This is a genomic window from Nocardia sp. XZ_19_231, from assembly GCF_015355705.1.
In the GTDB taxonomy this organism is placed as follows: Bacteria; Actinomycetota; Actinomycetes; order Mycobacteriales; family Mycobacteriaceae; genus Nocardia; species Nocardia salmonicida.
Genome location: NZ_JACUZI010000001.1, coordinates 643351 through 666876, shown reverse-complemented (window position 1 = coordinate 666876; position 23526 = coordinate 643351). Strand labels below are relative to the sequence as shown.

The window sequence follows — 23526 nt, the reverse complement described above, 5'->3', positions numbered from 1 at the left end:
ATCACGCCTCCTTGTCGGCCAGGCTGGCATGCCCGCCGCTCGACCCGTATCCGCCGGTGCCGCGGGCGGTGTCGTCGAGATCGTCGACCTCGGCGAAATCGACCAACTCGACCCGCTGCACCAGCAACTGCGCGATGCGGTCACCGCGACGCAACTCGATGGCGGTGCGCGGGTCGTGATTGATCAGGCACACCTTGATCTCACCGCGGTAGCCCGCGTCGACCGTGCCGGGCGTGTTGACCACCGACAGGCCGGCCTTCGCGGCCAAGCCCGAACGGGGGTGGATCAAGCCGACGGTGCCCACCGGCAACGCGATCGCGATCCCGGTGCCGACCAGCACCCGCTCGCCCGGTTCGATGATCACATCCTCGGTGGTACAGAGGTCGACGCCCGCGTCACCCGGATGGGCACGCGTCGGCACAGGGATGCCGGGATCGAGCCGCCGCAGCGGAATCGGTGCAAGTGCGTTCACATCGGTCGAGACTACGCGGTCGAGGCCGGACCTTCTCGTCGCAGCCCTGGTGCGGTGACCTAGTGTTGAGGGGTGCCCGACCAGCCCCATTCCTCGACGACCGCGACCACAGACGCCGACCACCGCGCGCCGAGCGCGCAGGGTCCGTCGCCCTACTCCGAGCGCCTGTGGGTGCCGCTGTGGTGGTGGCCGGTCGGCTTCGCGATCGCGGGCCTGCTCGCGGCCGAGATCCATATGGGCGCGCCTGGAGTGCGGGCCTGGCTGCCGTATGTGTTGCTGGCGCCGGTCCCGGTCTGGATTCTGTTGTGGATGAGCAGGCATCGCCTGGATGTCACGGTGGCCGACGATGGTACGGCGGAATTGCGCGTCGACCGCGCTCACCTACCGGTGAGCTTCGTCGCGCGCGCCGCGGCCGTCGCGCCGACGGCCAAGAGTGCGGCGCTGGGCCGACAACTCGACCCCGCCGCCTATGTGCAGCACCGGGCCTGGATCGGCCCGATGGCATTGCTGGTTCTGGACGACCCGGACGACCCCACGCCGTACTGGTTGGTCAGTACGCGTAGGCCGGACCGAGTCTTGACCGCGCTCGGACTCCCGAGCGCGGGCTGACCCTTCCTCACTGATCCAACTGGATCAGTAGCGCGCAGTCCCTGTGGATCAACTGTCCACACGGTGATGCGCACTGCCTGCTTCTAGAGCGCGCAGTCCATGCAGATGAGCTGTCCACCCTTCTCCGTAGCCAGTCGGCTGCGGTGATGCACGAGGAAACAGCTCGAGCAGGTGAACTCGTCCGCCTGCTTCGGGACCACCCGAACGCTGAGTACCTCGTCGGACAAGTCCGCGCCGGGAAGCTCGAACGATTCCGCTGTATCGGCTTCGTCGATGTCCACGACGGCGGACTGCGCCTCGTTGCGGCGGGCCTTCAGCTCCTCGAGCGAATCCTCCGACACCTCGTCGGATTCGGTGCGCCGCGGTGCGTCATAGTCGGTTGCCATGTCGTCTTCCCCTCAGTCCTTACTCCGTATATCCCGGATCAGTCGATTGCCGTAACCCCGCAGGGGTCCGGCGTTCGTACCGCCCCGCCGGTGGTGCACCTCACACGTGCACCGGTCATCTATCAGGTTCGACCAGCTAGCGATCTACTCCGACAGCGTTCGGTAAACGCAGGACATGCCCTTGTTGTTCCCGCGACCGACCACCGTTTCACCGGTAAATATTCGATCTGGGCGGCCAGACAATAGCGGACCAACGGGCGAAAGTCGCAATCGAACCCCCGCCGAGCCGAAACCGACGACGAATCGTCACCTGCTGGGAAACTCGCCGAGACCTCCCCGACTCGCGCACCGCCGCGGGACTCGTAGAGTGAGCGCGTGGTTTCACTGATCACCGAAGGCAGCGCGACTGATCGCGACGGCAAACCCTTTCCGCGGCGGCGGCCCGAGCTCTGGCTCGCGCTCGTCCTCGTGCTGGCTCTGGTGAGCCTGTTCGTCTGGATTACGGCGTTCCGTACCCGTGACGACAGCAACGAACCGATGGCGTGCAACGCGCCGAGCACGCCGACCGCCGCCAACGCCCCGCAGCCCGCGGCACTGGGCTCACGCGTGGGCCCCACACGGCTGGAGGCGGTCGATCCGGCGGCACTGTCGGAGTCGAGGGTGCGGGTATTCAACGCCAACGGCAAGAGCGGGCAGGCAGGTAACATCGCCTCCGCTCTCGGCGACCTCGGGTTCGCCGGCGCGCCGGGGACACAGGTCGGTAACGATCCGGTCTATGTCAGCGGGGACCTCACCTGCACCGGGCAGATCCGGTTCGGCGTGAACGGCCGACCGGCCGCCGCCTCGGTGCAGCTCGTCGCTCCCTGCGCCGAGCTGATCGAGGACCCGCGCACCGACGACACCGTCGATCTGGTCCTCGGCCAGGCGTTCGGCGAATCGTTGCGCCCCGGCGCCGACGCCGAGGCCGTGCTCCGGTCGCTGAAGAACCTCGCCCCCGGCGCGAGCTCGTCGTCGATCGACCCCGACCTCGTCGACGCGGCGCGCGACGTCAAGTGCTGAGCTGAATTCTCGACGGCCCCGCCGCTGACGTCAGTCCGGCAGGGCGGTCGGGGCGCCGACGCGGTCGAGTAGATCGTTGAGGTCCTTGGCGATGCCGGGGGCGGCCACGACCGTCAGTTCGCCCGCGGCGCCGCCGACGGTCACCGGGGGGACGTGGACGACCGCGCCCGCTTCGGCGGCGATGAGGGCGCCCGCGGCCCAGTCCCAGGCATTGAGGCCGTGCTCGTAGTAGGCCTCGAGCCGACCCGCGGCGACATGACACAGGTCCATGGCGGCCGCGCCGAGGCGGCGGATATCGCGAATCCGCGGCAGGATCTCGGTGAGCAGCTGCGCCTGACGGGCACGGCGCACGCTGCCGTAGGCGAAGCCGGTGGCTACAAGGGCCACCGAGAGCGAATCCTCGCTACTGCAGCGCAGTGTCACCCGGGTGCCGTCCGGGCGCACAGCGTGCGATCCAGCGCCCAGTGCGGCGCTATAGGTGGTCGCGGCGGCCACGTCGACCACGGCGCCGGCCACGGGCTTGCCATCGACCACCGCGCCCACCGACACGGCGTAGCCAGGCAGCCCGTACAGGAAGTTCACGGTGCCGTCGATCGGGTCGACGACCCAGGTGACAGTGCCCGGCGCGGTGGCGCCGACATCGCCGCCGCCCTCCTCCCCCAGAATCGCGTCGTCGGGCCTGCGCTCGGCGAGCAGCCCACGGATCAGCTGTTCGGATTCGGTGTCGACGATGGTGACCGGATCGGTGACGTGCCCCTTGGTGGCCACCGCGCCCGCCACGGGTCCGCCGTCGGCGAACACCTCCGGCCTGCGGGCACGCACATGCGCGGCGGCCGCTTCGGCGAGCTCGACGGCGAGGCGGCGCAACTGCTCGTAATCAGTGGATGTGATGGGGGCGTTCGGTGTCTCGGGCTCGGTGTAGTCGGGCACGGCTCCATCGCATCACATGTCGTGGCGTCTCGCGCGAGGGGTGACTACCGCTACTCTGCTTGCTGGTGTCTGTCAGGCACATCGACCGCGTCAGCAAGGGGTTGAACCATGTCCACTCGGGGGCACGCATTCGGGATCGATATCGGCGGCAGCGGGGTGAAGGGCGCCGAGGTCGATCTGGCCACCGGCCTGCTCGCCCATGACCGCATCAAGATCGCGACACCGCAGCCGTCAACGCCGGCGGCCGTCGCCGCGGCGGTCGCCGAACTGGTGGCCCAGACGGGGTGGGAGGGTCCGGTCGGCATCACCATGCCGTGCGTGGTGCTCGACGGCCACGCCAGAACCGCGGCCAACATCGATCAGGCCTGGATCGGCACCGATGCCCGCGCGTTGTTCACCGAGGCGCTGGGTGGGCGAGCCGTCACCGTGCTCAACGACGCCGACGCCGCCGGCCTGGCCGAGGACTCCTACGGCACCGCGCGCGACCTCGACGGGCTGACCCTGCTGCTCACCTTCGGCACTGGCATCGGCTCCGCGCTGCTCTACAACGGCGTGCTGGTACCCAACTCCGAACTCGGCCATCTCAAGATCGAGGGCGTCGACGCCGAGGATCTGGCCGCGGCCTCGGTCAAGGACAACGAGGATCTCACCTACCCCGAGTGGGCGCAGCGGGTGAGTCGCGTGTTGCGTCACATCGAGGATCTTTTCTGGCCGAAGGTGATCGTGGCGGGCGGCGGCATCAGCCGTGATCACGAGCAGTGGATCCCCTTGCTCACCAACCGAACTCCCGTGATTCCGGCCGTATTGAAGAACACCGCGGGTATCGTCGGCGCGGCGATGGCCATCGATGCGGGCATCGCGCCGTAGCCCGGCGCGGCCTGCGACGCAACGCCTGGATGGCATCGTGCCATGAGTACCCTGGTTGGATCGTTACAATGGAACACGTCCGGCGGTGAGCCGGTGAAACCTTCCGGCCGCGGCCGGTCGCGAGAAGGTCGGTGAACGAGCGCCGACTTCACCCGGCCGACGCATCGCCGGTGCAACCCGACCGACCGCTCCGCCGGAAAACCACTCTGGCGTGACGCCGCACGAGACCGTCACGAAAGGGCGTACGTGGTAGCCACGAATACCCGTCAGACCGCCGACTCGGCCTCCGACGCCGATGCCGACGACGCCGTAACCCCGGCCAAGAAGGCGCCGGCCAAAAAGGCCGCCGCCAAAAAGGCGCCGGCCAAAAAGGCCGTAGCCAAAAAGGCGCCGGCGAAGAAGGCTGCCGCCAAGAAGGCGCCGGCCAAGAAAACCGCCGCGAAGAAGGCAACCTCGGGCGAGGGCGGTGAAGAGCAGCTCGACGACGAGTCGGTCGAAGTCGACGATCTCGGTGATCTCGAAGTCGCCGAGGACGAACTCGTCGGCGAGGAGGTCGTCGTCGAAGACGTCGCCGAGGAAACCGCCGAAGTCGCCGAGACCGTGGAGCCGTCCGAGAAGGACAAGGCTTCCGGCGATTTCGTCTGGGACGAGGAGGAGTCCGAAGCGCTGCGTCAAGCACGCAAGGACGCCGAACTCACCGCCTCCGCCGACTCGGTACGCGCTTACCTCAAGCAGATCGGCAAGGTCGCGCTGCTCAACGCGGAAGAGGAGGTCGAACTCGCCAAGCGGATCGAGGCCGGCCTGTTCGCCGCGGAGAAGATGCGCGAGTTCGCCGAGGCGGGCGAGAAGCTCTCGGTGACGACGCGCCGCGACTTCAACTGGATCGTGCGCGACGGCAACCGAGCGAAGAACCATCTGCTCGAGGCCAACCTGCGACTGGTCGTCTCGCTGGCCAAGCGCTACACCGGCCGCGGCATGGCATTCCTCGATCTCATCCAGGAAGGCAACCTGGGTCTGATCCGCGCGGTCGAGAAGTTCGACTACACCAAGGGTTACAAGTTCTCGACCTACGCGACGTGGTGGATCCGTCAGGCCATCACCCGCGCCATGGCCGATCAGGCCCGCACCATCCGTATTCCGGTGCACATGGTCGAAGTGATCAACAAGCTCGGCCGCATCCAGCGCGAGCTGCTCCAGGACCTGGGCCGTGAGCCCACGCCGGAGGAGCTCGCCAAGGAAATGGACATCACGCCGGAGAAGGTGCTGGAGATCCAGCAGTACGCGCGTGAACCGATCTCGCTCGACCAGACCATCGGCGACGAGGGCGACAGCCAGCTCGGTGACTTCATCGAGGACTCCGAGGCGGTCGTCGCGGTCGACGCGGTGAGCTTCACCCTGCTGCAGGATCAGCTGCAGTCGGTGCTGGAGACGCTGTCCGAGCGCGAGGCGGGCGTCGTGCGGTTGCGCTTCGGCCTCACCGACGGTCAGCCGCGCACCCTCGACGAGATCGGTCAGGTCTACGGCGTCACGCGTGAGCGCATCCGCCAGATCGAATCGAAGACGATGAGCAAGCTGCGCCACCCGAGCCGTTCGCAAGTTCTGCGCGACTACCTCGACTAGCAGTTCTACGAAGAAAAGGCCCGCACCACCGAATCGGTGGTGCGGGCCTTTTCTTCGTTTTGCTAGCTACATTCCCAGCGGTCTGTTTTATCCAGCAGACCGACCGGTTAATCGTTTCGTGATCAACCCCACACTGATGGATTGCACTGCGGAGGACACGGATTGGCGATCTTCACCGTATGGTCACACTCAGCTTTTCGTTCTACCGCCTCAAGTCTGCGGTATCGGCATTGAGGGTTTTTCGCGCGTGCTCGACATTTATCACTTCAGCTACGGCTGGATCACCCCTGTTCTCGCCTACTTCATGTCCGTCACGGGCTGCCTGCTCGGACTGCAGTGCGCGGCCCGCGGTCGCAACGCCCCCGAGGGGCGAGCCGGCTGGCTCGTCGCCGCCGCGATCGCGATCGGCGGAACCGGCATCTGGGTCATGCATTTCATCGCCATGCTCGGCTTCACCATCCGCGGCGCCGACATTCGCTACGACGTCCCGTTGACGCTGTTCAGCGCGCTCACCGCAATGGTGGTGGTCGGGATCGGACTGTTCATGGTCAACAAGCCGCAGCCGACACTGCGCTCGTTGCTCGCCGGTGGCACCATCACCGGCCTCGGTGTCGGGACCATGCACTACACCGGCATGTTCGCGATGAAATCCAGCGCGACCGTGCGATACGACCCCGCGATCGTGGCGCTGTCGATGGTGATCGCGGTCGTGGCTTCGGTCGTGGCGCTGTGGTTCACGTTGCGCGTCAAGGGTTTTCTCGCCACCGTGGGTGCGGCGCTGATCATGGGTGTGGCCGTATGCGGCATGCACTACACCGGGATGGCGTCGATGCACGCGCACACCGATCATCAGGCCGTGCCCGGCTCCGGCGCCCAGGCGATGCAACTGCTGGCTCCGCTGATCGGGGTGAGCAGCATCGTCACCATGCTCGTGTTGATCAGTGTGAGCCTGACCGAGATCGAGAACGAGGAAGCGCTGCCGCGCATGTGGCTCACCTCGCGGCACCGCCCGGGGCCTCGACCGGCCAGACCGGCCGAACCCGCGCCACCGGTCGCGCGGTTCGCGCCACCTGTCCAGCATGAGTACCGCACCGAGGAACTGAGTTATGACGGCGCGGGCGCGTGGCCACGCCGCGTCATCGACTGATCAATTCGTCGCGACACCCGAACGGCGCCGGACGAATTCGACCACCGGCTCGACGACCCGCGCTGCGATCGGCCCGAGAATCGCCATCAGCAGGACATAGGCCGACGCCAGCGCGGCCAGTTTCGCGTCGGCCTTGCCGTAGGCGACCGCCAATCCGGCGATGACGATGGAGAATTCGCCGCGCGCCACCAGCGCCGCGCCTGCTCGCGCGCGACCCATCTGCCGGATTCCCTGCTTGCCGGCGGCCCACCAGCCGACCGCGATCTTGGTGCCGGTGGTCACCACCGCCAACGCGACCGCCCAGGCGAACACCGGCGGGATCGCGGCCGGGTCGATCGACAGGCCGAACGCCACGAAGAAGATCGCGGCGAACAGATCACGCAGCGGCTCCAGCAGTTTCACCGCCTCGCGCGCGGTGGAGCCCGAGATGGCGATGCCGAGCAGGAACGCGCCGACCGCGGCCGAGACATTGAGTGCCGAGGCCACACCGGCCACGAGCAGTGCCGCACCGAGCAGTTGCAACAGGAACACTTCGCGATCGGCGCTGTCGACCACCGCCGAGACCACCCGCCCGAAACGCAGCGCGACCACGAGCACCACCGTGATGGTCGCCAGCGCGATCGCGAGGGAGATCAGTCCGCTCAGCAGGCTCAACCCCGCCAGCATCATGGTCAGGATCGGCAGGTACACCGCCATCGCGAGGTCTTCGAACACCAGGATCGACAGCACCACCGGGGTCTCGCGGTTACCGAGGCGGCCCAGATCGTCGAGCACCTTGGCCACGATCCCCGACGACGAGATGTAGGTGACCCCGCCGAGCACGACGGCGCCGAGCACGCCCCAGCCCAGGATCAGCGCCACCGCGATGCCGGGGAGCGCGTTGGCCACCAGGTCGAGCACTCCGGCCCCCCAGGAGCGCCGCAGACCGGTCATCAGCTCGGGAGCCGTGTACTCGAGCCCGAGCAGCAACAGCAGCAGCACGACGCCGATCTCGCTCGCCACGTGCCCGAACTCGGTGGCGGCGCCGAGGTCGATGAACCCACCGCGACCGAACGCAAGCCCGCCGAGCAGATACAGCGGAATCGGTGACATCCCGAACCGGCCCGCCACTCTCCCGCAGACCCCCAGCGCGAACAAGATCACGCCGAGCTCGAGCAGCGCCAAGGCCTGCGAGGTCACGGGCGCTCAGCCGTGCACGAGAATCTTCGCGGCCGCTTCCAGGCCGTCCGGGGTTCCGACGACCACGAGCAGATCACCCTCGGTGAAGGTGAAATCCGGGCCGGGTGACGGGTGGAGCTGACCGGCGCGCATGACCGCGACGATCGAGGTCTTGGTCCGGGTGCGCATGCCGGTCTCGCCGAGGGTTCTTCCCGCATAGGGTGATTCGTCGACGATCGCGAGTTGCCGGGTGGTGATGCCCGGCAGATCGCGGTGGTCGTCGTTGAGCCTGGCGACCAGTTGCGGCGCGCCGAGCAGGTTCGCCAGCACCGACGCCTCGTCGGTGGACAGCGGCACCTGGGCGGCGATGGCGTCCGGGTCGTCGGGTTTGGACACGATCAGGTCGATGTCACCGTCGCGGTGGGCGACCACCCCGACGCGGCGCCCCGACCTGACTTCGAAATCCTTACGCACTCCGATGCCCGGTAGCGCTGTGACGTCGACGTTCACATCGTCAACAGTAGACGCGCCCGGCCCCGATTGTGGTCTACGCCACTCCCTCCCGGCGCGGTGTGGTGAACACGCCGTCGGAGCCGGGCAGATACGGCTGCGCGGCGAGCACCGCGGCGACCGGCAGCGGGGCATAGAGATGTGGGAAGAGCATCGACGACGGGTCGCTGGGGACGCCCGGCTCCCACTTCACCTCACCGGTGAACGCCGTGGGATCCAGCCACAGCACGACCATGTCGGCGCGCCCGGCGAAGAGTCGGTTGGCGGGCAGGTGGACCTGCTCCGGGGTGGACAGGTGCACGAAGCCCGCGTCGGCCAGCGACGGCGGCCTGCGCTCGCCCGCGTTACGAGCTTGTTCCCATTCTTGGGAAGAACACAGGTGAACAAGGGTGTGAGTGTCGGATATCACGGGTAATCTCCGGGTAGACAACAGCTTCGGACGGTCAAGACCCTGTCACAACTCGATGATGTTCAAGCCCGGTTCGGCCGTTGCGCCCCGCGTAACGAGCAACACCGCAGCGAGCGACATATCGGTGCGTAACAGGATCGAGGGGGAGGTGGCATCAGCGCTTCGCGGGTGATCGGTGGGTGCTCGAAACCGACGGTCGGCGGATGTTCGCTTTCAGCGAAACCGCAGGTCTGTTATCGAAAACACAAAGATTCACTTCCGGGAACAAAGCCTGAACCCCGAACGTCTGACAGAGTAGTCGTACCACTGCTGGGAAGTAGCGGATGCGAGCCGCGTGGAGTGACCACGAGGCCCACACCTAGGCGAACGGCCACGCAGAGCCGGGAGCCGGGACGGAGGAGTCATGCCAGGAACCCTGACCAGCACCCCACTGACCGCACTCGATCGTTGCGATCGTTGCGGGGCGGCTGCCCGAGTGCGTGCCGTGCTTCCCGCGGGTGGCGAGTTGCTCTTCTGCCAGCACCACGCGAATGAACACATGGACCGCTTGCGCGAACTCGAAGCCGTGATCAACACGGACGAAGCTCCCGCGATCTGACCACTCCTCGCGTCCGAAACAACCACATCTGACAACAGAAAACTCCCGACAGCGGGCGACCCGAACAGGGCGCCCGCTGTCGCTGTATCAGGCGTCGGCGAGCAGACCGTCGACGAGGGTGGCCACCCCGTAGTCGAACGCGCCGTCCGGGTCGGCGGGGGCCTGGTAGTGCTCGCCGACGGCGGTGCCGACCCGCCCGGCGAGCGGGAATTCGTCGGCGGGCATCACCCGAGCCAGCAAGGGGCCGTTGACCTCCCACCACTGCGCGTCGCTCAGTTGCGCGGCGGCTCCCGCGGCCGCGACGGCGAGGCGGGCATTGCCCGTGGCGAAATCGGTGAGGACCGCGATCGCGCGGTCCATGGCCAGATCGCCCAGGCCGATGCCGTCGATCGCCGCCAGTTGACGTTCGTAGCGACGCATCCTCCCCGGGCCGAGTACCTGGCGCCACGGGGACACTTCCAGGAGCCAGGGGTGCTGTATCAGTTCGGCCCTGATCTGGGTGGCGATGGCGATCATGCGGTCTCTGACCGGCAGGTCGGCCGAGATCGAGGTGTCGGCGGCGGCGACGGCGTCGACCATGAGCACGATCAGGGCGTCCTTGCTGGGGACGTAGGTGTAGAGGCTCATCGCGCGCAGGCCGAGTTCGGCGGCGACCGCCCGAATCGTCAGCTTGTCGATACCGTCGCGGTCGGCCAGGGCGATGCCCGCCGAGACCACGTCGTCGACGGTGACGCCCGGTTTCGGGCCGCGTGCGCCCGGCTTGGACGGCAGGGCGTGGCGCCACAGCAGTTCGAGGATCTGGGTGGCCTGCGCGGTCTTGTCGTCGCCGTCGGTCGGCACGGCACCCTGCTTCCTGACGCTCGGGAACAAACTCGGTACAGTGTACGTTATTCGGTTGCCCGCCGTCTGATCAGAGGAGAACGTTCTGCCCGCCACTCAGGCCACCTACCTCCCCGACCGTCATCTGTTCGCGTTGTGGACGTGGACCGGGCACGATGCCGGTGCCGCGCCGACGGGAATCGGCGATCCGGAAACGCTCACCCTCGCGCTGCCCGTCGGGGAGCGCGGCGCGATCGAACCCGTCGAGGTGGCGACCGCCGTGGTGACGCCCACCGAATTGGCCGACGTCACCATCGACGACCTCGCCCCGTCCGCGTTGGCCTGGCGCGCGTTGTTGTCCGACGAACGGCCCACCGCATTGCCCACCGCCGCACACGCGGTGCCCGATGCGGTCGGCACCGCGATCGTCTCCGCCGAGCGCGCGGCGCGGGTGCTGTGCGAGACGCAGGCGCTCGACGAGGAGCTCGCCGGGGTCCTCGATGCCACGCTGCGGCCCTATCAGGTGCGCGGGGTCGGGTGGTTGCGCGAGACCGTATCGGCGTACGGCGGGGCCGTGCTGGCCGACGAGATGGGCCTCGGTAAGACGGTGCAGACGATCGGCTTCCTCCAGGGGCGCGCCGACGAGCCGCAACTGGTGGTGTGTCCGACCTCGCTGGTGGGCAACTGGGTGCACGAGATCGAGCGGTTCGCGCCGGGGTTGAAGCCGGTGTCGTGGCGTGGCGGCGCGGTATCCGCCGGGGCGGGGACGGTTGTCGTGACCGGGTATCCGACATTGCGGCTGCACGGGGCAGCGCTGACCGGCGAGCAGTGGGCGACCGTGGTGTTCGACGAGGCGCAGGCGCTGAAGAATCCGCGCACACAGGTGTCACGGGCGGCGCGAGGGTTGACCGCCGACGCGAAGGTCGCGCTGACCGGCACCCCGGTGGAGAACCACCTCGACGAACTGTTCGCCCTGCTCAATCTCACCGTGCCGCGACTGTTCGCGCATCGAACGCAGTTCCGACGCAGGTTCGTCAAGCCGATCGAGGAGGGTTCGGCCACGGCGGCGGCTCGGCTGCGCGATGCTATCGAGCCGGTTGTCCTGGGACGCAAGAAGCTTCAGGTGGCGGCATCGCTGCCGGCGAAGATCCACAGCGATCTGCTGTGCGATCTCACCGCCGAGCAGGAACGGGTATACGACGCGGTCCTCGCCGACGCCTTGGACGAGGGATTCGGCTCCGGCCTGCAACGACAGGGACGAGTACTGGCCGCGCTGACCCACCTCAAACAGGTGTGCAACCACCCCGGACTGGTCTCCGGTGACCTGGACGAACTCGCGGGCCGCTCCGGCAAACTCGACCTGTGCACCGACATCGTCGCCACCAACCTCGACACCGACGATCCCACGCTGATCTTCACCCAGTACCGCAAGACCGGCGAGCTGCTGGTGCGTCACCTGGCCGAACAGTTCGGAGTCGAGGCGCCGTTCTTCCACGGCGGGCTCGACGCCACCCAGCGCGGCGAACTGGTCACCCGCTTCCAGGCACCGGACGGACCGCCGGTGCTGATCCTGAGCCTGCGCGCCGCGGGCACCGGCCTCACGCTCACCCGCGCGGCCGATGTGATCCATTTCGATCGCTGGTGGAATCCGGCGGTGGAGGCGCAGGCGTCGGACCGGGCACACCGGATCGGGCAGACCCGCACCGTCACCGTCACCACCCTCACCAGCGCCACGACGGTGGAGGAACACATCGCGGCGATGCACACCCGTAAGTCCGCGCTGACGGATCTGTCCGATGCCGCGGGCATCGCCGAACTGGCCCGCCTCGACGACGACGCCCTCGTCGACATCCTGCGCCGGAAGCGAGAGAACTGATGGCCGACAACGAATACGGTTACACCCCATGGGGAAGGGACTGGGTGCGGCTGGCCGAACCGCTGCGCCAGACCCGCCCGGAGCCACTGCTGCCCCGGGCCCGCAGCATCGCGCGCAACGACGGCGTGGGCATCGAGATCGAGGGGCGAACCGTGCGCGCGCATCTGCATCGCGGCGGTCAGGCCTCGATCGCGCACGTCGAGGTGGCACCGCTGTCCCGAGCGGCGGTGACCGCGATCGGTACCACGATCACCGATCCGACCATCCTCACCGACGAGATGCACCGGGCTCTGCTCGACGCGGGTCACTCCCCCGCGCCGAGCCTGGTGAGCACCGACTGTTCCTGCTCCGCGCGGACCGCGCGCTGCGTGCACGTGTTCGCGATGCTGTACACGATCGCGCGCAAGGTCGACGAGAATCCGCGCCTCGCACTGGAATTGCAGGGCTACTTCGATGCCACCACCGACTCCGATCTCCCCACCCAGGAGCCGCGCTGGACCAGCATCAACAGTCTCGACCCGACCCGGTTCTTCGTACCCGCCTCCTGAGCGGCCGGTCCGCTCGGTCGTCTCAGGCGTTGGTGCCGCCGTCCACGGTGAGGATCGCGCCGGTGATCGATCGGCCGGACGGACCGGCGAGGAAGGCGACCAGGTCGGCGACGTCGGCGGCGGCGCCGAACCGGCCGAGGGCATTGAACTCTCGTTGGGTCGGGGCGTGATCGCTGTTCGCCGGGTTCATGTCGGTGTCGGTGGGACCCGGCTGCACGAGGTTGACGGTGATGCCGCGCGGACCCAGTTCACGCGCAAGGGCTTTGGTGAAGCCGTTGAGGGCCGACTTGCTCAGGTTGTACAGCGACAACCCGCCGAAGAGCGCGCGTTCGGACAGGTTGGAGCCGATGGAGATGATCCGGCCGCCGTCGCCGAGGTGCGGTAGCGCGGCCTGGCCCGCGACGAAGGCTGCGCGGGCATGGATGTTCAGCGCGCGGTCGATCTCGTCGAGGGTGAACTCCTCGTACGGCTTGGCCGGGAAGATGCCCGCGTTGTTCACGAGCACGTCGAGGCCGCCCAGGTCGCGCGCGGTCTGCTCGACGGCGGCGACGACCTGCGCGGCATCGGCGCTGTCGGCCCTGATCGGCAGCGCCCGCCTGCCCAGCGCCTCGATATCGGCGGCTACCGCCTTCGCGGCGACCTCGTCGCGCTGGTAGGTGAACGCCACATCGGTGCCGGCGGCGGCCAGGGCGCGGGCGATGGCCGCGCCGATCCCACGGCTCGCGCCGGTCACCAGGGCCACGGTGTTGCTGCTCGTCATCAGGCTCGCTCCAATTTTGTAGTGGTCGATACACAAATAGACAAGCGCACTCGCACCCCAGCCGTCAAGAGTTTCTTATCGATCGACACAGATATCGTGGGCGGGCGCCGCGACCCTCGCTGGGAGCGGTATATTTACCGATCGGCACAGAAAGGTTTCGCATGGCAGAACGCGGGCGTCCCCGAGGCTTCGACCGTGAGGTCGCGCTGCGCCGTGCCATGGAGGTGTTCTGGGAACGCGGCTATGACGGCGCCTCGATGAGCGACCTCACCACCGCCATGGGCATCAACTCCCCCAGCCTCTACGCCGCCTTCGGCGACAAAGAAGCTCTGTTCCGCGCCGCTGTCGAGCTCTACGGCCGCAGCGAGGGTTCCCACACGGCCAGGGCGCTGCGCGAACAGCCCACCGCGTACGCCGCGATCGAGGCGATGCTGCGCGACAACATCCCCCTTTACACCGACCCCGACCTTCCGCACGGCTGCATGGTGGTCCTCGCCGGCGCGACCTACACCACCCGCAACGCCGCGGTCCGCGAATTCCTGGTCGAAGCCCGTCGCCGCACCACGGCAGACATCCGCGCCCGGCTCGACCGTGGCGTTACCGAAGGCGACCTCGCTCCCGACACCGATACCGCTTCGCTCGCCATGCTTTTCAGCACTGTGCTCTACGGCCTGTCGATCCAGGCCAGAGACGGCGTCGGGCCCGAAGAACTGAGCATCGCCGTCGACAGCGCCATGCAGACACTGGCGGGCGCGACACGCTAGGCGAGGCCGGACGATCGGCGATCGGGGAACTACGACGAGGGCGATCCTGAGCGGGATCTCTCAGAGTCGACGCAGAGCCGCGATCCGCTCGCCCAATTGATCGACACTGGCCAATGCGGTTGGTGGACCACCACATTCGCGGCGGAGTTCGCCATGGATCACGCCGTGGGGCTTGCCGGTGCGGTGGTGGTGCATGGCCACCAGGCTGTTGAGTTCGCGACGCAGTTCGCCCAATTTGTCGGAGGTGGCGACGCGTTCGGCGACGGCCGCGGGTTGCGGCGCGGATTCCTGCGCGGCGCTCCGGTCGGCGAGTTGGCGGGTCTGCCGGTCGCGCAGCAGTGCGCGCATCTGGTCGGCGTCGAGCAGACCGGGGATGCCGAGGTAGTCGGCTTCTTCGTCGCTGCCCGCGATGGTGGCGGTGCCGAAGGAGGATCCGTCGTAGATCACCTGGTCGAGTTCGGCGTCCGCGGCGAGCGCGACGAAGGACTTCTCGTCCTCGCCGGGCTCGTCCTCGGTCTTGTTCGCGTCCACCAGCAGCTCGTCGTCGAGGCCGTCCTTCTCGCGATGCGGCTTGCCGATGACGTGATCGCGCTGCAGCTCGAGCTGCGCGGCCAGATCCAGCAGCACCGGCACCGACGGCAGGAACACGCTCGCGGTCTCCCCCGGCTTGCGGGCACGCACGAAACGCCCGATGGCCTGCGCGAAGTACAGCGGTGTCGACGCACTGGTGGCATACACGCCGACGGCCAACCGGGGCACGTCGACGCCTTCGGACACCATGCGCACCGCCACCATCCACGGCTGGGTGCTCGTGCCGAACTCGCCGATGCGCTGCGAGGACTGTGGGTCGTCGGAGAGCACCACCGTCGGCCGCTCGCCGCAGATGTGTTCGAGCAGTTCGGCGTAGTCGCGGGCCCGTTCCTGATCGGTGGCGATCACCAGACCACCCGCGTCGGGCATGCCGGAGGCGCGCAACTGACGCAGGCGCATGTCTGCCGCGCGCAGCACCGACGAGATCCAATCGCCCGCCGGATCGAGCGCGGTGCGCCAGGCCCGCGCGGTGTGCTCGGCGCTGAGCGGTTCGCCGAGCCGGGCGGTGTGTTCCTCGCCCGCGCTGTCGCGCCAGTGCGCGTCGCCGGAGTAGGCCAGGAACACGACCGGACGCACGACGCCGTCGGCGAGCGCGTCGGCGTAGCCGTAGGAATGGTCGGCGCGCGAGCGCGGGAAACCACCTTCGTCGGGTTCGTAGGTGACGAACGGGATCTTCGAATCGTCACTGCGGAACGGGGTTCCGGTCAGCGCGAGACGGCGTGTGGCGTCGCCGAACGCCTCTTCGGTCGCCTCACCCCAGGTCTTGGCGTCGCCCGCGTGGTGGATCTCGTCGAGAATCACCAGGGTGCGCCGGTTCTCGGTGCGCACCCGGTGCCGAGTGGGGTGCGCGGCGACCTGGGCATAGGTCACCACCACGCCGTGATAGTCGCCCGAGGTCGCGCCGGTGGAGTTGGAAAACCGCGAATCCAGCTGAATTCCGGTCCGCGCGGCCGCGGCCGACCACTGGTGCTTGAGGTGTTCGGTCGGGGCGACGACGGTGATCTGGTCCACCGTGCGATCGGCCAGCAACTCCGCGGCAACCCGCAGCGCGAAGGTGGTCTTACCGGCGCCGGGTGTCGCGACCGCGAGGAAGTCACGCGGCTTGGTGGCCAGGTATTTCGTCAAAGCGCGCCGCTGCCAGGCACGCAACGAGCCGGACGGGGCACCTCCCGCGGCAGTATCGCCCGGTGTCCCCACTTGCTTCGCCGTAGCGGCACCACCCGACCCAGTCACGCAGACGACCCTAGCCGCCCGATGCGGCGTGTCGCCAAACCGACGCGGGGTGGGCGACAGGCATCACAACCGCGCCCGTGGTCACCGGCCATTTACCTGTTACCCACCGACACGATGCCGCGCCCGCACCACACAGACCCCCATCGTGCGGGATGCTTGACACTGAGATGAGCAACGACCAGGTCCCGGCTGCCGACGCGGCGCACCCGCCGCGGGCGCGCCCGCCCCGCGACGCGCCCGCACGCCCCGCGGCCGGCGCGCAGGCGGCCCCGCAACGTCGCAGCGATCGCGCGCGGTGGATGCGCTGGCTGGCTACGGCGTGGCGGCTGGTGGTCCGGGTCGCGGTCAAGTCCTGGGACAACTCGATTTTCGCCAAGTCCGCGGCCGCGGCGTTCTGGCAGACGCTGTCGCTGGCACCGCTGCTGCTCGGCCTTCTCGGCAGCCTCGGCTACGTGGGCGGGTTGTTCGGGCCCGACACCGTGTTGATCGTGGAGAGCAAGATCATCGCGTTCAGCCGCGATTTCTTCAGTCCGTCGGTGGTCTCGGATCTGATCGAACCCACCGTCGACGACGTGCTCGGCAAGGGACGCGGCGCGCTGGTGTCGGTGGGTTTCGTGCTCTCGCTGTGGGCCGGATCCTCGGCGATGGCCACCTTCGTCGACGCCATCGTGGAGGCGCACGGGCAGCAGGACGCGCGTCATCCGGTCTGGCAGCGGATCTTCGCGCTGCTGCTGTACGTGCAGTTCCTGGTGGCCGCGGTGCTGATCTTGCCGGTGATCGCGCTGGGCCCGACTCGAATCGGGCGGGTGCTGCCCGAGGCGTGGCGTGAGCCGGGGCTGCGGCTGATCGACACCTTCTACTATCCGATCGTGGGCGTGCTGTTGATCGTCGGCCTGACCACGCTCTACAAGTTGGCCTTGCACAAATCGCTGCCGTGGCATCGACTCTTCGGCGGCGCGCTGGTGGCCGGAGTCTTCTTCTTGGCGGCCAGCGACCTGCTGCGCCGGTACCTGTCGTGGATCACCGCCACCGGGGTGAGTTACGGCGCGCTGGCCACCCCGATCGCGTTTCTGCTGTTCACGTACTTCCTCGGCTTCGCGGTGATCCTGGGCGCGGAGTTCAACGCCGCCGTTCAGGAATTCTGGCCTGCCCGGGCCACCCGGATGGAGCAGGTCAAGGAGTGGATCACCAGCCAGGTGCGCGGTGACGACGAAGAAGACGACGAGCACGACGAAACCGCCGACGCCTCACCCGAGGCGCCGGCGTCACCGACCGAGCACTCCGCTCAGTCGCCGCCCTTGCGCAAGCCCTCGTAGACCTTCTTGCAGTCCGGGCACACGGGCGAGCCGGGCTTGGCCGAACGCGTCACCGGGAAAACCTCGCCGCACAGCGCGACGACCATCGTGCCCATCACGGCACTTTCGGCGATCCGGTCCTTCTTCACGTAATGGAAGAATTTGGGGGTGTCGTCGCTGGTCGTCTCGTCGGTCGTGGTTTCCGGGCGTACCAGAGTGTCTGTACTCACGCCTTCCATGATGCCGCATCCGGTGCCCGCACCGCTGACCAGGCGCGTGTGCGCTCGACGACGCCGAGTGGAAGACTCGGGGGTATGCAGTCCTACGGCGATGCCCCAGGCGCCGACGAATCGAAGCCGGACGCGGAAGTGACCATGCCCACCGAGCCCAAGTCCTCGCGTGGGTTCTTCCGTCCCGCCCCCGCCGAACATGCCGTGCTGATCACCGAGGCCGCACCCTCGCTCGACGAGCAGCATCGCGCCAGGGTGCGCCGCTACACCTTCATCATGGCCTTCCGGATCCCGTGCCTGGTCCTCGCCGCGATCGCCTACAGCGCGTTCGAGAATCCGCTGCTGTCGATCCTGATCCTCGCCGCCTCGGTGCCGCTGCCGTGGATCGCGGTGCTGATCGCCAACGATCGGCCGCCGCGCACCAAGGACGAACCCAGCCGCTGGGACGGTCGCAACAATCAGATCGCCCTCGAATCCGGACACCACAAGACGCTGGAATAGGCGCCGCGGGTTTCGGCTATCCGGCCGTCTCCGGTCGGCGGACCAGCATCGACATGACGGCCGCGATGCCGCAGAGAGCGCCCGCGAGATACCACGCGAGGTCGTAGGAGCCCTGCAGGTCGCGGATGAGACCGGCCCCGGTGGCGGCGATCGCGGCGCCGACCTGGTGGGCGGCGAAGACCCAGCCGAACGCGATCGGGCCGTCGGCGCCGAAGATCTCACGACACAGCAGCACCGTCGGCGGAACCGTCGCGATCCAGTCCAAGCCGTAGAACACGATGAACACCCACATACTCGGCTGCGTGTGCGGGCCGAGCAGTGACGGCAGGATCAGCAGCGACAGACCGCGCAGCGAGTAGTAGCCGAGCAACAGGTAGCGCGGGTCGATCCGGTCGGAGAGCCAGCCCGAGGCGATGGTGCCTGCCACATCGAAGATCCCGACCAGTGCCAGCAGTCCGGCGGCGGTGGTCGGCGGCATGCCGTGGTCGTGGGCGGCGGTGACGAAATGGGTGCCGACCAAGCCGTTCGTGGAGGCGCCACAGATCGCGAATCCGCCCGCCAGCAGCCAGAATCCGGGCCTGCGCGCGGCCGAGGCCAAGACCGTCAGCGCCCGGTTCGCGCCACCGGCGATCGGCACCCGCACCCCCGCGTCCGAACCGGCGGGCGCCCCATAGGCACGCACACCCACATCGCTGGGATAGTCGCGCACGAACAACCACACCAGCGGCACCACCGACAGCGCCACCGCCGCCACGAGCAGCGACGGCAGTCGCCAGCCGTGCTCGGTCGCGAGCATCGACACCAGAGGCAGGAACACCAGCTGACCGGTCGCGCCCGCGGCGGTGAGCACCCCGGTGACCAGGCCACGACTCCGAACGAACCAGCGTCCGGTGATCGTCGCGACGAACGGCATGGACATCGACCCGACGCCGATACCCACCAGCAGTCCCCACGTCGCCACCAGCTGCCACGCCTGGGTCATGAACACCGTCAGCCCGCTGCCCGCGGCGATCAGCACCAGCGCCGAACACACCACCTTGCGAATGCCGAATCGGTCCATCAGCGCGGCTGCGAACGGCGAGATCAGGCCGTAGAGCAGCATATTCAGCGAGATGGCGGTGGAGATCGTGGCGTGCGACCAGCCGAATTCGGTGTGCAGCGGGTCGATGAGGACGCTGGGCACCGAGCGGAAAGCGGCCGCGCCGAGCAGAGCGACGAATCCGACGCCCGCCACGATCCACGCGGGGTGGAGTCGGTGACGTTCGTCGGTGACCGATGCCGGTGTGAGGGTGAGGTTGTCGGCCGGGTCGTCGCCGGTGGGCGGCACAGGCGCACGTAAATCGGTCACTCGGTCAGCGTGCCGGATCAGCGCTGGAGGAGCGAGTGGCCGGTGTGACATGTTTCGTCAATATTCTGCCACCGGAAATGGGTAGACGCGCCGCGCACGACGTACCGCGACAGCGGCGCACCTCGAGCCTGTCGACAGCGGAGCCGGAGCCGCCTACCGTTCGGACAGGACCACCCGCGCGGCCTGACAGGACAACCGATTTCGGCCGACGGCTTTGCGAGTGTCCTCATATCGGAAGAGAGACAGCATGATTCGCTGGACCTGGGCATTTCTCGATCGGCCCGTCGACACCTTCGCCGACTGTGCGCGGTTCTGGGCGAAGGTCACCGATTCCACTGTGTCGGCACCGCGTGGCGAGCACGACGAATTCGTCACGCTGCTGCCCGCCTCGGGACCCGCGTGGATCAAGATGCAAGCGGTCGACGACGACGGTGGCATCCATCTCGACCTCGACGTCGACGACATCCCCGCCGCGGTAGCGACAGCGACCCGACTCGGCGCCCGCGTCGTTGCCGAGCTGCCCGACTACACCGTGCTGCAATCGCCTGCCGGACAGACGTTCTGCCTCACTCCGGCCGCCGACTCGTCGGATCTCGGGCCCGCACCGGTGACGGTGTCGACCGCACCCGACGGCACAGTGACGCGCCTCGACCAGATCTGTCTCGACCTGTCTCCCAGCGACATCGACGCCGATACTGCCTTCTGGCAGGCACTCACCGACTGGACGCACAAGCCCGGCCGCCGCCCGGAATTCTCAAGCCTCCGCGGCCCCGACCAGCCACTGCACTTTCTGCTCCAGCGCCTCGATGAGCCCGGACCCACGGGCGCGCACGCCGACCTGGCCTCGTCGAACATCGCCGCCACCGCCGCCTGGCACGAATCCCTCGGCGCCACCCGAATCACCGACGGCGAACACTGGATAGTCCTACGAGACCCCGGAAACGCCTTGTACTGCGTGACATCCAGAGACCCCTACACCGGCTGAGTCACTCTGAACGTGCAGGCGCCCCGGGGCTCTGAGCCCCGGGCGACACGCAGCGGCAGCTGGTCGTTCTCAGCCCTCGCGGTCCTGGCAGAGTAGGCGAGTGCCTACGAACCCGACAATGACCGCCTCCCTGCTCACCGCGCTGTGCCCGGACCTGCGCACCGCGCTGATCCGGGTCGGCTACGACGCCGACACGCTGGTGGAGGCGCTGGGACCCGATGTGCATGCGGCGCTGAGCCGTTCGGAGCCGGTGCCGGTACGCCGGGCCGCACGGGCGGCGGGCGAGCTGGGCACGCTGGTGCGGTTGTTGCTGCTCGGAGACGTGTTGCCCGAGCGCGAGGTCGCCGCCGCGCTGGCGCCGGTACGCACCGATGCGGCGGTGGCGGCGGGTCTGCTCACGCGCGACGGTGACGAGGTCAGGGCCGCGCTGGATCTGCGGCCGCTCGATGTCGGCGCGGGTACGCGATGGATCCTGTCCGATCTCGACGATTCGATGCGCAGGCGCACGCTCACCGAGGATCACGTTCTCGGCGTCGGGCACGCGTCGCTGTCGTTGCTGCGAGCGACACCGACCGAACCGGTCGGCACCGTGTTGGATCTGGGCACCGGCTGTGGCGTGCAGGCCGTGCACGCGGCCGGTTACGCGGGCCGGGTCACCGCGACCGACGTCAACGCGCGGGCCTTGTGGCTGGCCCAGGCCACAGCTGCGCTCAACGAACTCGATATCGAACTGCTCGAAGGGTCCTGGTTCGAGCCGGTAGCCGGGCGGCGCTTCGATCAGGTGGTGGCCAATCCGCCGTTCGTGGTCGGTCCGGCCCGCATCGAGCACACCTATCGCGACTCCGGGCTCGCCCTGGACGGCGCCAGCCAACTGGTGATCGGGCAGGCGCCCGAGCTGCTGGCACCCGGCGGCACAGCGGCCATGCTCGCGGCCTGGGTGCACGTGGACGGCGAGGACTGGCGGCAACGGGTGTCGAGCTGGTTGCCCTCGCACGGCGTAGACGCGTGGGTCGTGCAGCGCGACGTCGCCGACCCGGCGCTCTACGTCGGCACCTGGCTGCGCGACGCGGGTCTCGACCCCCGTGACCCGGCCGCCCAGGAACAGGCGGCACGGTGGCTCGACGCCTTCGATGCCGCCGACGTCGAAGGCGTCGGGTTCGGCTTCGTCTATCTCCGCGCGATCGACGGCCCCACCGAACTCCTCGCCGAGGACCTCACCCACGGCTTCGACGACCCGCTCGGCACCGAGGTGGCCGGGTACTTCGCCCGGTCGGCATGGCTGCGCGCGGTGGCCGGCGACGACAGCCTCGCGTGGACTTCCCGTTTCGCGCCGAGCCCGGCGACCGCGTTGGAACGGGTGTTCCTGCCCGGCGAGTTCGGCTGGACCGAACAGGTGACCCGGCTCCATCGCGGCGACGGACCGCGCTGGCAGCACGAGGTCGACGAGTCGACGATCGCCCTGGTGGCGGGAATGCGGCCCGACGGGCTGCCGTTGTACGAATTGATCGAACTACTCGCCCTCGCCGACGGAGCCGAGCAGGTCACGCCGGAATTCGCCGCCCAGGCACTCGGTGTGGTCGCCGGACTCGTCCGCCACGGATTGGTGCGGCCCGTCTGAATCGCCCCGCGGTGACAGCGAGTTCCGGCTACGGCGCTCTTCTCAGGAACTTCTCAGCCGTTGGGGTGGGAACCAGCAGCTCAGAGCGGTTTATCGACCGCGGGAACGGGAACTTTCTCTACGTCGGGTCCGTTGAACGGAATGAGACACCACCGACAGGAGGCAAGTCATGACAAGCCCCGCCACCACTCGTTTGCGCCCCAGCGAGGCCGATATCGACGCCCAGAGCCCGGCAGCCGATCTGGTACGCGTGTACCTCAACGGAATCGGACGCACGGCACTGCTCACGGCGGCCGACGAGGTCGAATTGGCCAAGCGCATCGAGGCGGGCCTGTATGCCCAGAACCTGCTATCGACCGGTAAGCGGTTGACGGCGGCTCGCAAGCGTGATCTGGCGATCCTGGTCCGCGAGGGCTCCGCCGCCCGCTCGCACCTGCTCGAGGCAAACCTGCGTCTGGTCGTATCCCTGGCCAAGCGCTACACCGGCCGCGGCATGCCGCTGCTGGACCTGATCCAGGAGGGCAACCTCGGACTGATCCGCGCGATGGAGAAATTCGACTACGCCAAGGGCTTCAAGTTCTCCACTTACGCCACCTGGTGGATCCGCCAGGCGATCACCCGCGGCATGGCTGATCAGAGCCGCACCATCCGGCTGCCCGTGCACCTGGTCGAACAGGTGAACAAGCTCGCCAGGATCAAGCGTGAACTGCACCAGCAGCTGGGCCGCGAGGCCACCGACGCCGAACTCGCCAACGAGTCGGGCATCCCGGTGGAGAAGATCGCCGACCTCCTCGATCACAGCCGCGACCCGGTGAGCCTGGACATGCCCGTCGGCAACGACGAGGAGGCCCCGCTCGGCGACTTCATCGAGGATTCCGAGGCCACCTCCGCCGAGAGCGCCGTTATCGCCGGCTTGCTGCACCACGACGTGCGCAGCGTCCTTGCCACGCTCGACGAGCGCGAACAGCAGGTCATCCGCCTGCGCTTCGGTCTCGACGACGGCCAGCCGCGCACCCTGGACCAGATCGGCAAGCTGTTCGGCCTGTCCCGTGAGCGGGTGCGCCAGATCGAGCGCGAGGTCATGTCCAAGCTGCGCAAGGGCGACCGCGCCGACCGTTTGCGCGCCTACGCCAGCTGATCCGAAAACTCGACGGCCCCACGGGGTCGTCTGCCGAAACGCCGACCGGCGACCG

Annotated in this window: 25 protein-coding genes; 14 read left to right on the top strand and 11 right to left on the bottom strand. The window is 68.2% G+C overall.

Features of this window, described 5'->3' with window-relative positions:
• Position 1: 1 nt before the first annotated feature.
• Positions 2–472 carry a dUTP diphosphatase gene (gene dut / locus IBJ82_RS02860; protein ID WP_056811235.1) on the bottom strand — a complete coding sequence of 157 codons (471 nt, stop codon included), beginning with the start codon at positions 470–472 and terminating at the stop codon, positions 2–4.
• A 72-nt stretch (positions 473–544) separates the two neighbouring features.
• Between dut and IBJ82_RS02855 the strand changes: the two genes are divergently transcribed.
• A complete protein-coding gene (locus IBJ82_RS02855) occupies positions 545–1081 on the top strand; it encodes a DUF3093 domain-containing protein (RefSeq protein ID WP_194824364.1) in 537 nt (178 codons plus the stop codon).
• An 83-nt stretch (positions 1082–1164) separates the two neighbouring features.
• Here IBJ82_RS02855 and IBJ82_RS02850 read toward each other — a convergent pair whose 3' ends face one another.
• Entirely contained in the window at positions 1165–1467 is a 303-nt protein-coding gene (locus IBJ82_RS02850) for a DUF4193 domain-containing protein (protein WP_194824363.1), read from the bottom strand.
• Between the two features lie 375 nt (positions 1468–1842).
• Between IBJ82_RS02850 and cei the strand changes: the two genes are divergently transcribed.
• The gene (cei, locus tag IBJ82_RS02845) at positions 1843–2526 is read left to right on the top strand and encodes an envelope integrity protein Cei (RefSeq protein WP_194824362.1); all 684 of its coding nucleotides are present in this window, start codon (positions 1843–1845) and stop codon (positions 2524–2526) included.
• Positions 2527–2556: 30 nt separating this feature from the next.
• On the opposite strand, the gene IBJ82_RS02840 is transcribed toward cei, so the two are convergent.
• Positions 2557–3456: an inositol monophosphatase family protein gene (locus IBJ82_RS02840; RefSeq protein WP_194824361.1), complete on the bottom strand. Its 900-nt coding sequence runs from the start codon at positions 3454–3456 to the stop codon at positions 2557–2559.
• A 108-nt stretch (positions 3457–3564) separates the two neighbouring features.
• On the opposite strand from IBJ82_RS02840, the gene ppgK reads away from it, so the two are divergent.
• From ppgK to IBJ82_RS02825, 3 genes are all read left to right on the top strand, one after another.
• A complete protein-coding gene (gene ppgK / locus IBJ82_RS02835; RefSeq protein WP_194824360.1) occupies positions 3565–4323 on the top strand; it encodes a polyphosphate--glucose phosphotransferase in 759 nt (252 codons plus the stop codon).
• A gap of 246 nt (positions 4324–4569) precedes the next feature.
• Positions 4570–5943: an RNA polymerase sigma factor gene (locus IBJ82_RS02830; RefSeq protein WP_194824359.1), complete on the top strand. Its 1374-nt coding sequence runs from the start codon at positions 4570–4572 to the stop codon at positions 5941–5943.
• 247 nt (positions 5944–6190) lie between these two features.
• A complete protein-coding gene (locus IBJ82_RS02825) occupies positions 6191–7090 on the top strand; it encodes an MHYT domain-containing protein (RefSeq protein WP_194824358.1) in 900 nt (299 codons plus the stop codon).
• On the opposite strand, the gene IBJ82_RS02820 is transcribed toward IBJ82_RS02825, so the two are convergent.
• From IBJ82_RS02820 to IBJ82_RS02810, 3 genes are read right to left on the bottom strand one after another with little or no spacing between them, the layout of a single operon-like run.
• On the bottom strand, positions 7091–8269 hold the full coding sequence (locus tag IBJ82_RS02820) for a cation:proton antiporter (protein WP_194824357.1): 1179 nt from the start codon (positions 8267–8269) through the stop codon (positions 7091–7093).
• A 6-nt stretch (positions 8270–8275) separates the two neighbouring features.
• Positions 8276–8758 carry a cation:proton antiporter regulatory subunit gene (locus IBJ82_RS02815; RefSeq protein WP_194824356.1) on the bottom strand — a complete coding sequence of 161 codons (483 nt, stop codon included), beginning with the start codon at positions 8756–8758 and terminating at the stop codon, positions 8276–8278.
• 37 nt (positions 8759–8795) lie between these two features.
• Positions 8796–9167 carry a DUF952 domain-containing protein gene (locus IBJ82_RS02810; RefSeq protein ID WP_194824355.1) on the bottom strand — a complete coding sequence of 124 codons (372 nt, stop codon included), beginning with the start codon at positions 9165–9167 and terminating at the stop codon, positions 8796–8798.
• Between the two features lie 403 nt (positions 9168–9570).
• Here IBJ82_RS02810 and IBJ82_RS02805 point away from each other — a divergent pair, with 403 nt between their 5' ends.
• The gene (locus IBJ82_RS02805; protein ID WP_056811260.1) at positions 9571–9765 is read left to right on the top strand and encodes a hypothetical protein; all 195 of its coding nucleotides are present in this window, start codon (positions 9571–9573) and stop codon (positions 9763–9765) included.
• An 87-nt stretch (positions 9766–9852) separates the two neighbouring features.
• Here IBJ82_RS02805 and IBJ82_RS02800 read toward each other — a convergent pair whose 3' ends face one another.
• Complete coding sequence (locus tag IBJ82_RS02800; RefSeq protein WP_194824354.1) at positions 9853–10605, bottom strand: TetR/AcrR family transcriptional regulator; 753 nt, start codon at positions 10603–10605, stop codon at positions 9853–9855.
• Between the two features lie 124 nt (positions 10606–10729).
• On the opposite strand from IBJ82_RS02800, the gene IBJ82_RS02795 reads away from it, so the two are divergent.
• Together IBJ82_RS02795 and IBJ82_RS02790 are read left to right on the top strand one after the other, a co-directional pair.
• Positions 10730–12460: a DEAD/DEAH box helicase gene (locus IBJ82_RS02795; RefSeq protein WP_194825139.1), complete on the top strand. Its 1731-nt coding sequence runs from the start codon at positions 10730–10732 to the stop codon at positions 12458–12460.
• Positions 12460–13008 carry a hypothetical protein gene (locus tag IBJ82_RS02790; protein WP_194824353.1) on the top strand — a complete coding sequence of 183 codons (549 nt, stop codon included), beginning with the start codon at positions 12460–12462 and terminating at the stop codon, positions 13006–13008. Before IBJ82_RS02795 ends, IBJ82_RS02790 begins: the two co-directional genes overlap by 1 nt.
• A 22-nt stretch (positions 13009–13030) precedes the next feature.
• On the opposite strand, the gene IBJ82_RS02785 is transcribed toward IBJ82_RS02790, so the two are convergent.
• Positions 13031–13768, bottom strand: a complete 738-nt coding sequence (locus tag IBJ82_RS02785; protein WP_194824352.1) for an SDR family NAD(P)-dependent oxidoreductase — start codon at positions 13766–13768, stop codon at positions 13031–13033.
• Positions 13769–13929: 161 nt separating this feature from the next.
• On the opposite strand from IBJ82_RS02785, the gene IBJ82_RS02780 reads away from it, so the two are divergent.
• Complete coding sequence (locus tag IBJ82_RS02780; protein WP_194824351.1) at positions 13930–14532, top strand: TetR/AcrR family transcriptional regulator; 603 nt, start codon at positions 13930–13932, stop codon at positions 14530–14532.
• Positions 14533–14592: 60 nt separating this feature from the next.
• On the opposite strand, the gene IBJ82_RS02775 is transcribed toward IBJ82_RS02780, so the two are convergent.
• A complete protein-coding gene (locus IBJ82_RS02775; protein WP_194825138.1) occupies positions 14593–16320 on the bottom strand; it encodes a DEAD/DEAH box helicase in 1728 nt (575 codons plus the stop codon).
• A gap of 335 nt (positions 16321–16655) precedes the next feature.
• On the opposite strand from IBJ82_RS02775, the gene IBJ82_RS02770 reads away from it, so the two are divergent.
• Positions 16656–17672, top strand: a complete 1017-nt coding sequence (locus tag IBJ82_RS02770; RefSeq protein ID WP_228536605.1) for a YihY/virulence factor BrkB family protein — start codon at positions 16656–16658, stop codon at positions 17670–17672.
• Here IBJ82_RS02770 and IBJ82_RS02765 read toward each other — a convergent pair.
• Positions 17642–17881 carry a DUF3039 domain-containing protein gene (locus tag IBJ82_RS02765; protein ID WP_194824349.1) on the bottom strand — a complete coding sequence of 80 codons (240 nt, stop codon included), beginning with the start codon at positions 17879–17881 and terminating at the stop codon, positions 17642–17644. The genes IBJ82_RS02770 and IBJ82_RS02765 overlap by 31 nt on opposite strands.
• Positions 17882–18025: 144 nt before the next feature.
• Here IBJ82_RS02765 and IBJ82_RS02760 point away from each other — a divergent pair, with 144 nt between their 5' ends.
• A complete protein-coding gene (locus tag IBJ82_RS02760; protein WP_228536604.1) occupies positions 18026–18382 on the top strand; it encodes a DUF3099 domain-containing protein in 357 nt (118 codons plus the stop codon).
• A gap of 16 nt (positions 18383–18398) precedes the next feature.
• Here IBJ82_RS02760 and IBJ82_RS02755 read toward each other — a convergent pair whose 3' ends face one another.
• A complete protein-coding gene (locus IBJ82_RS02755) occupies positions 18399–19730 on the bottom strand; it encodes an MFS transporter (protein WP_194824347.1) in 1332 nt (443 codons plus the stop codon).
• Between the two features lie 247 nt (positions 19731–19977).
• Between IBJ82_RS02755 and IBJ82_RS02750 the strand changes: the two genes are divergently transcribed.
• From IBJ82_RS02750 to IBJ82_RS02740, 3 genes are all read left to right on the top strand, one after another.
• The gene (locus tag IBJ82_RS02750; RefSeq protein WP_194824346.1) at positions 19978–20715 is read left to right on the top strand and encodes a VOC family protein; all 738 of its coding nucleotides are present in this window, start codon (positions 19978–19980) and stop codon (positions 20713–20715) included.
• A gap of 118 nt (positions 20716–20833) precedes the next feature.
• Positions 20834–22333, top strand: a complete 1500-nt coding sequence (locus IBJ82_RS02745; protein ID WP_194824345.1) for a methyltransferase — start codon at positions 20834–20836, stop codon at positions 22331–22333.
• Positions 22334–22502: 169 nt separating this feature from the next.
• A complete protein-coding gene (locus tag IBJ82_RS02740; protein ID WP_056811283.1) occupies positions 22503–23471 on the top strand; it encodes a sigma-70 family RNA polymerase sigma factor in 969 nt (322 codons plus the stop codon).
• Positions 23472–23526: the final 55 nt, after the last annotated feature.

What these genes read in the sequence shown, in the direction of transcription:
- IBJ82_RS02740 (WP_056811283.1), top strand. Translation starts at nt 22,503, where the DNA reads ATGACAAGCCCCGCCACCACTCGTTTGCGCCCCAGCGAGGCCGATATC.
- IBJ82_RS02790 (WP_194824353.1), top strand. Translation starts at nt 12,460, where the DNA reads ATGGCCGACAACGAATACGGTTACACCCCATGGGGAAGGGACTGGGTG.
- IBJ82_RS02770 (WP_228536605.1), top strand. Translation starts at nt 16,656, where the DNA reads ATGCGCTGGCTGGCTACGGCGTGGCGGCTGGTGGTCCGGGTCGCGGTC.
- IBJ82_RS02850 (WP_194824363.1), bottom strand. Translation starts at nt 1,467, where the DNA reads ATGGCAACCGACTATGACGCACCGCGGCGCACCGAATCCGACGAGGTG.
- IBJ82_RS02805 (WP_056811260.1), top strand. Translation starts at nt 9,571, where the DNA reads ATGCCAGGAACCCTGACCAGCACCCCACTGACCGCACTCGATCGTTGC.
- IBJ82_RS02780 (WP_194824351.1), top strand. Translation starts at nt 13,930, where the DNA reads ATGGCAGAACGCGGGCGTCCCCGAGGCTTCGACCGTGAGGTCGCGCTG.
- IBJ82_RS02760 (WP_228536604.1), top strand. Translation starts at nt 18,026, where the DNA reads ATGCCCACCGAGCCCAAGTCCTCGCGTGGGTTCTTCCGTCCCGCCCCC.
- ppgK (WP_194824360.1), top strand. Translation starts at nt 3,565, where the DNA reads ATGTCCACTCGGGGGCACGCATTCGGGATCGATATCGGCGGCAGCGGG.
- IBJ82_RS02745 (WP_194824345.1), top strand. Translation starts at nt 20,834, where the DNA reads ATGACCGCCTCCCTGCTCACCGCGCTGTGCCCGGACCTGCGCACCGCG.
- IBJ82_RS02750 (WP_194824346.1), top strand. Translation starts at nt 19,978, where the DNA reads ATGATTCGCTGGACCTGGGCATTTCTCGATCGGCCCGTCGACACCTTC.
- IBJ82_RS02785 (WP_194824352.1), bottom strand. Translation starts at nt 13,768, where the DNA reads ATGACGAGCAGCAACACCGTGGCCCTGGTGACCGGCGCGAGCCGTGGG.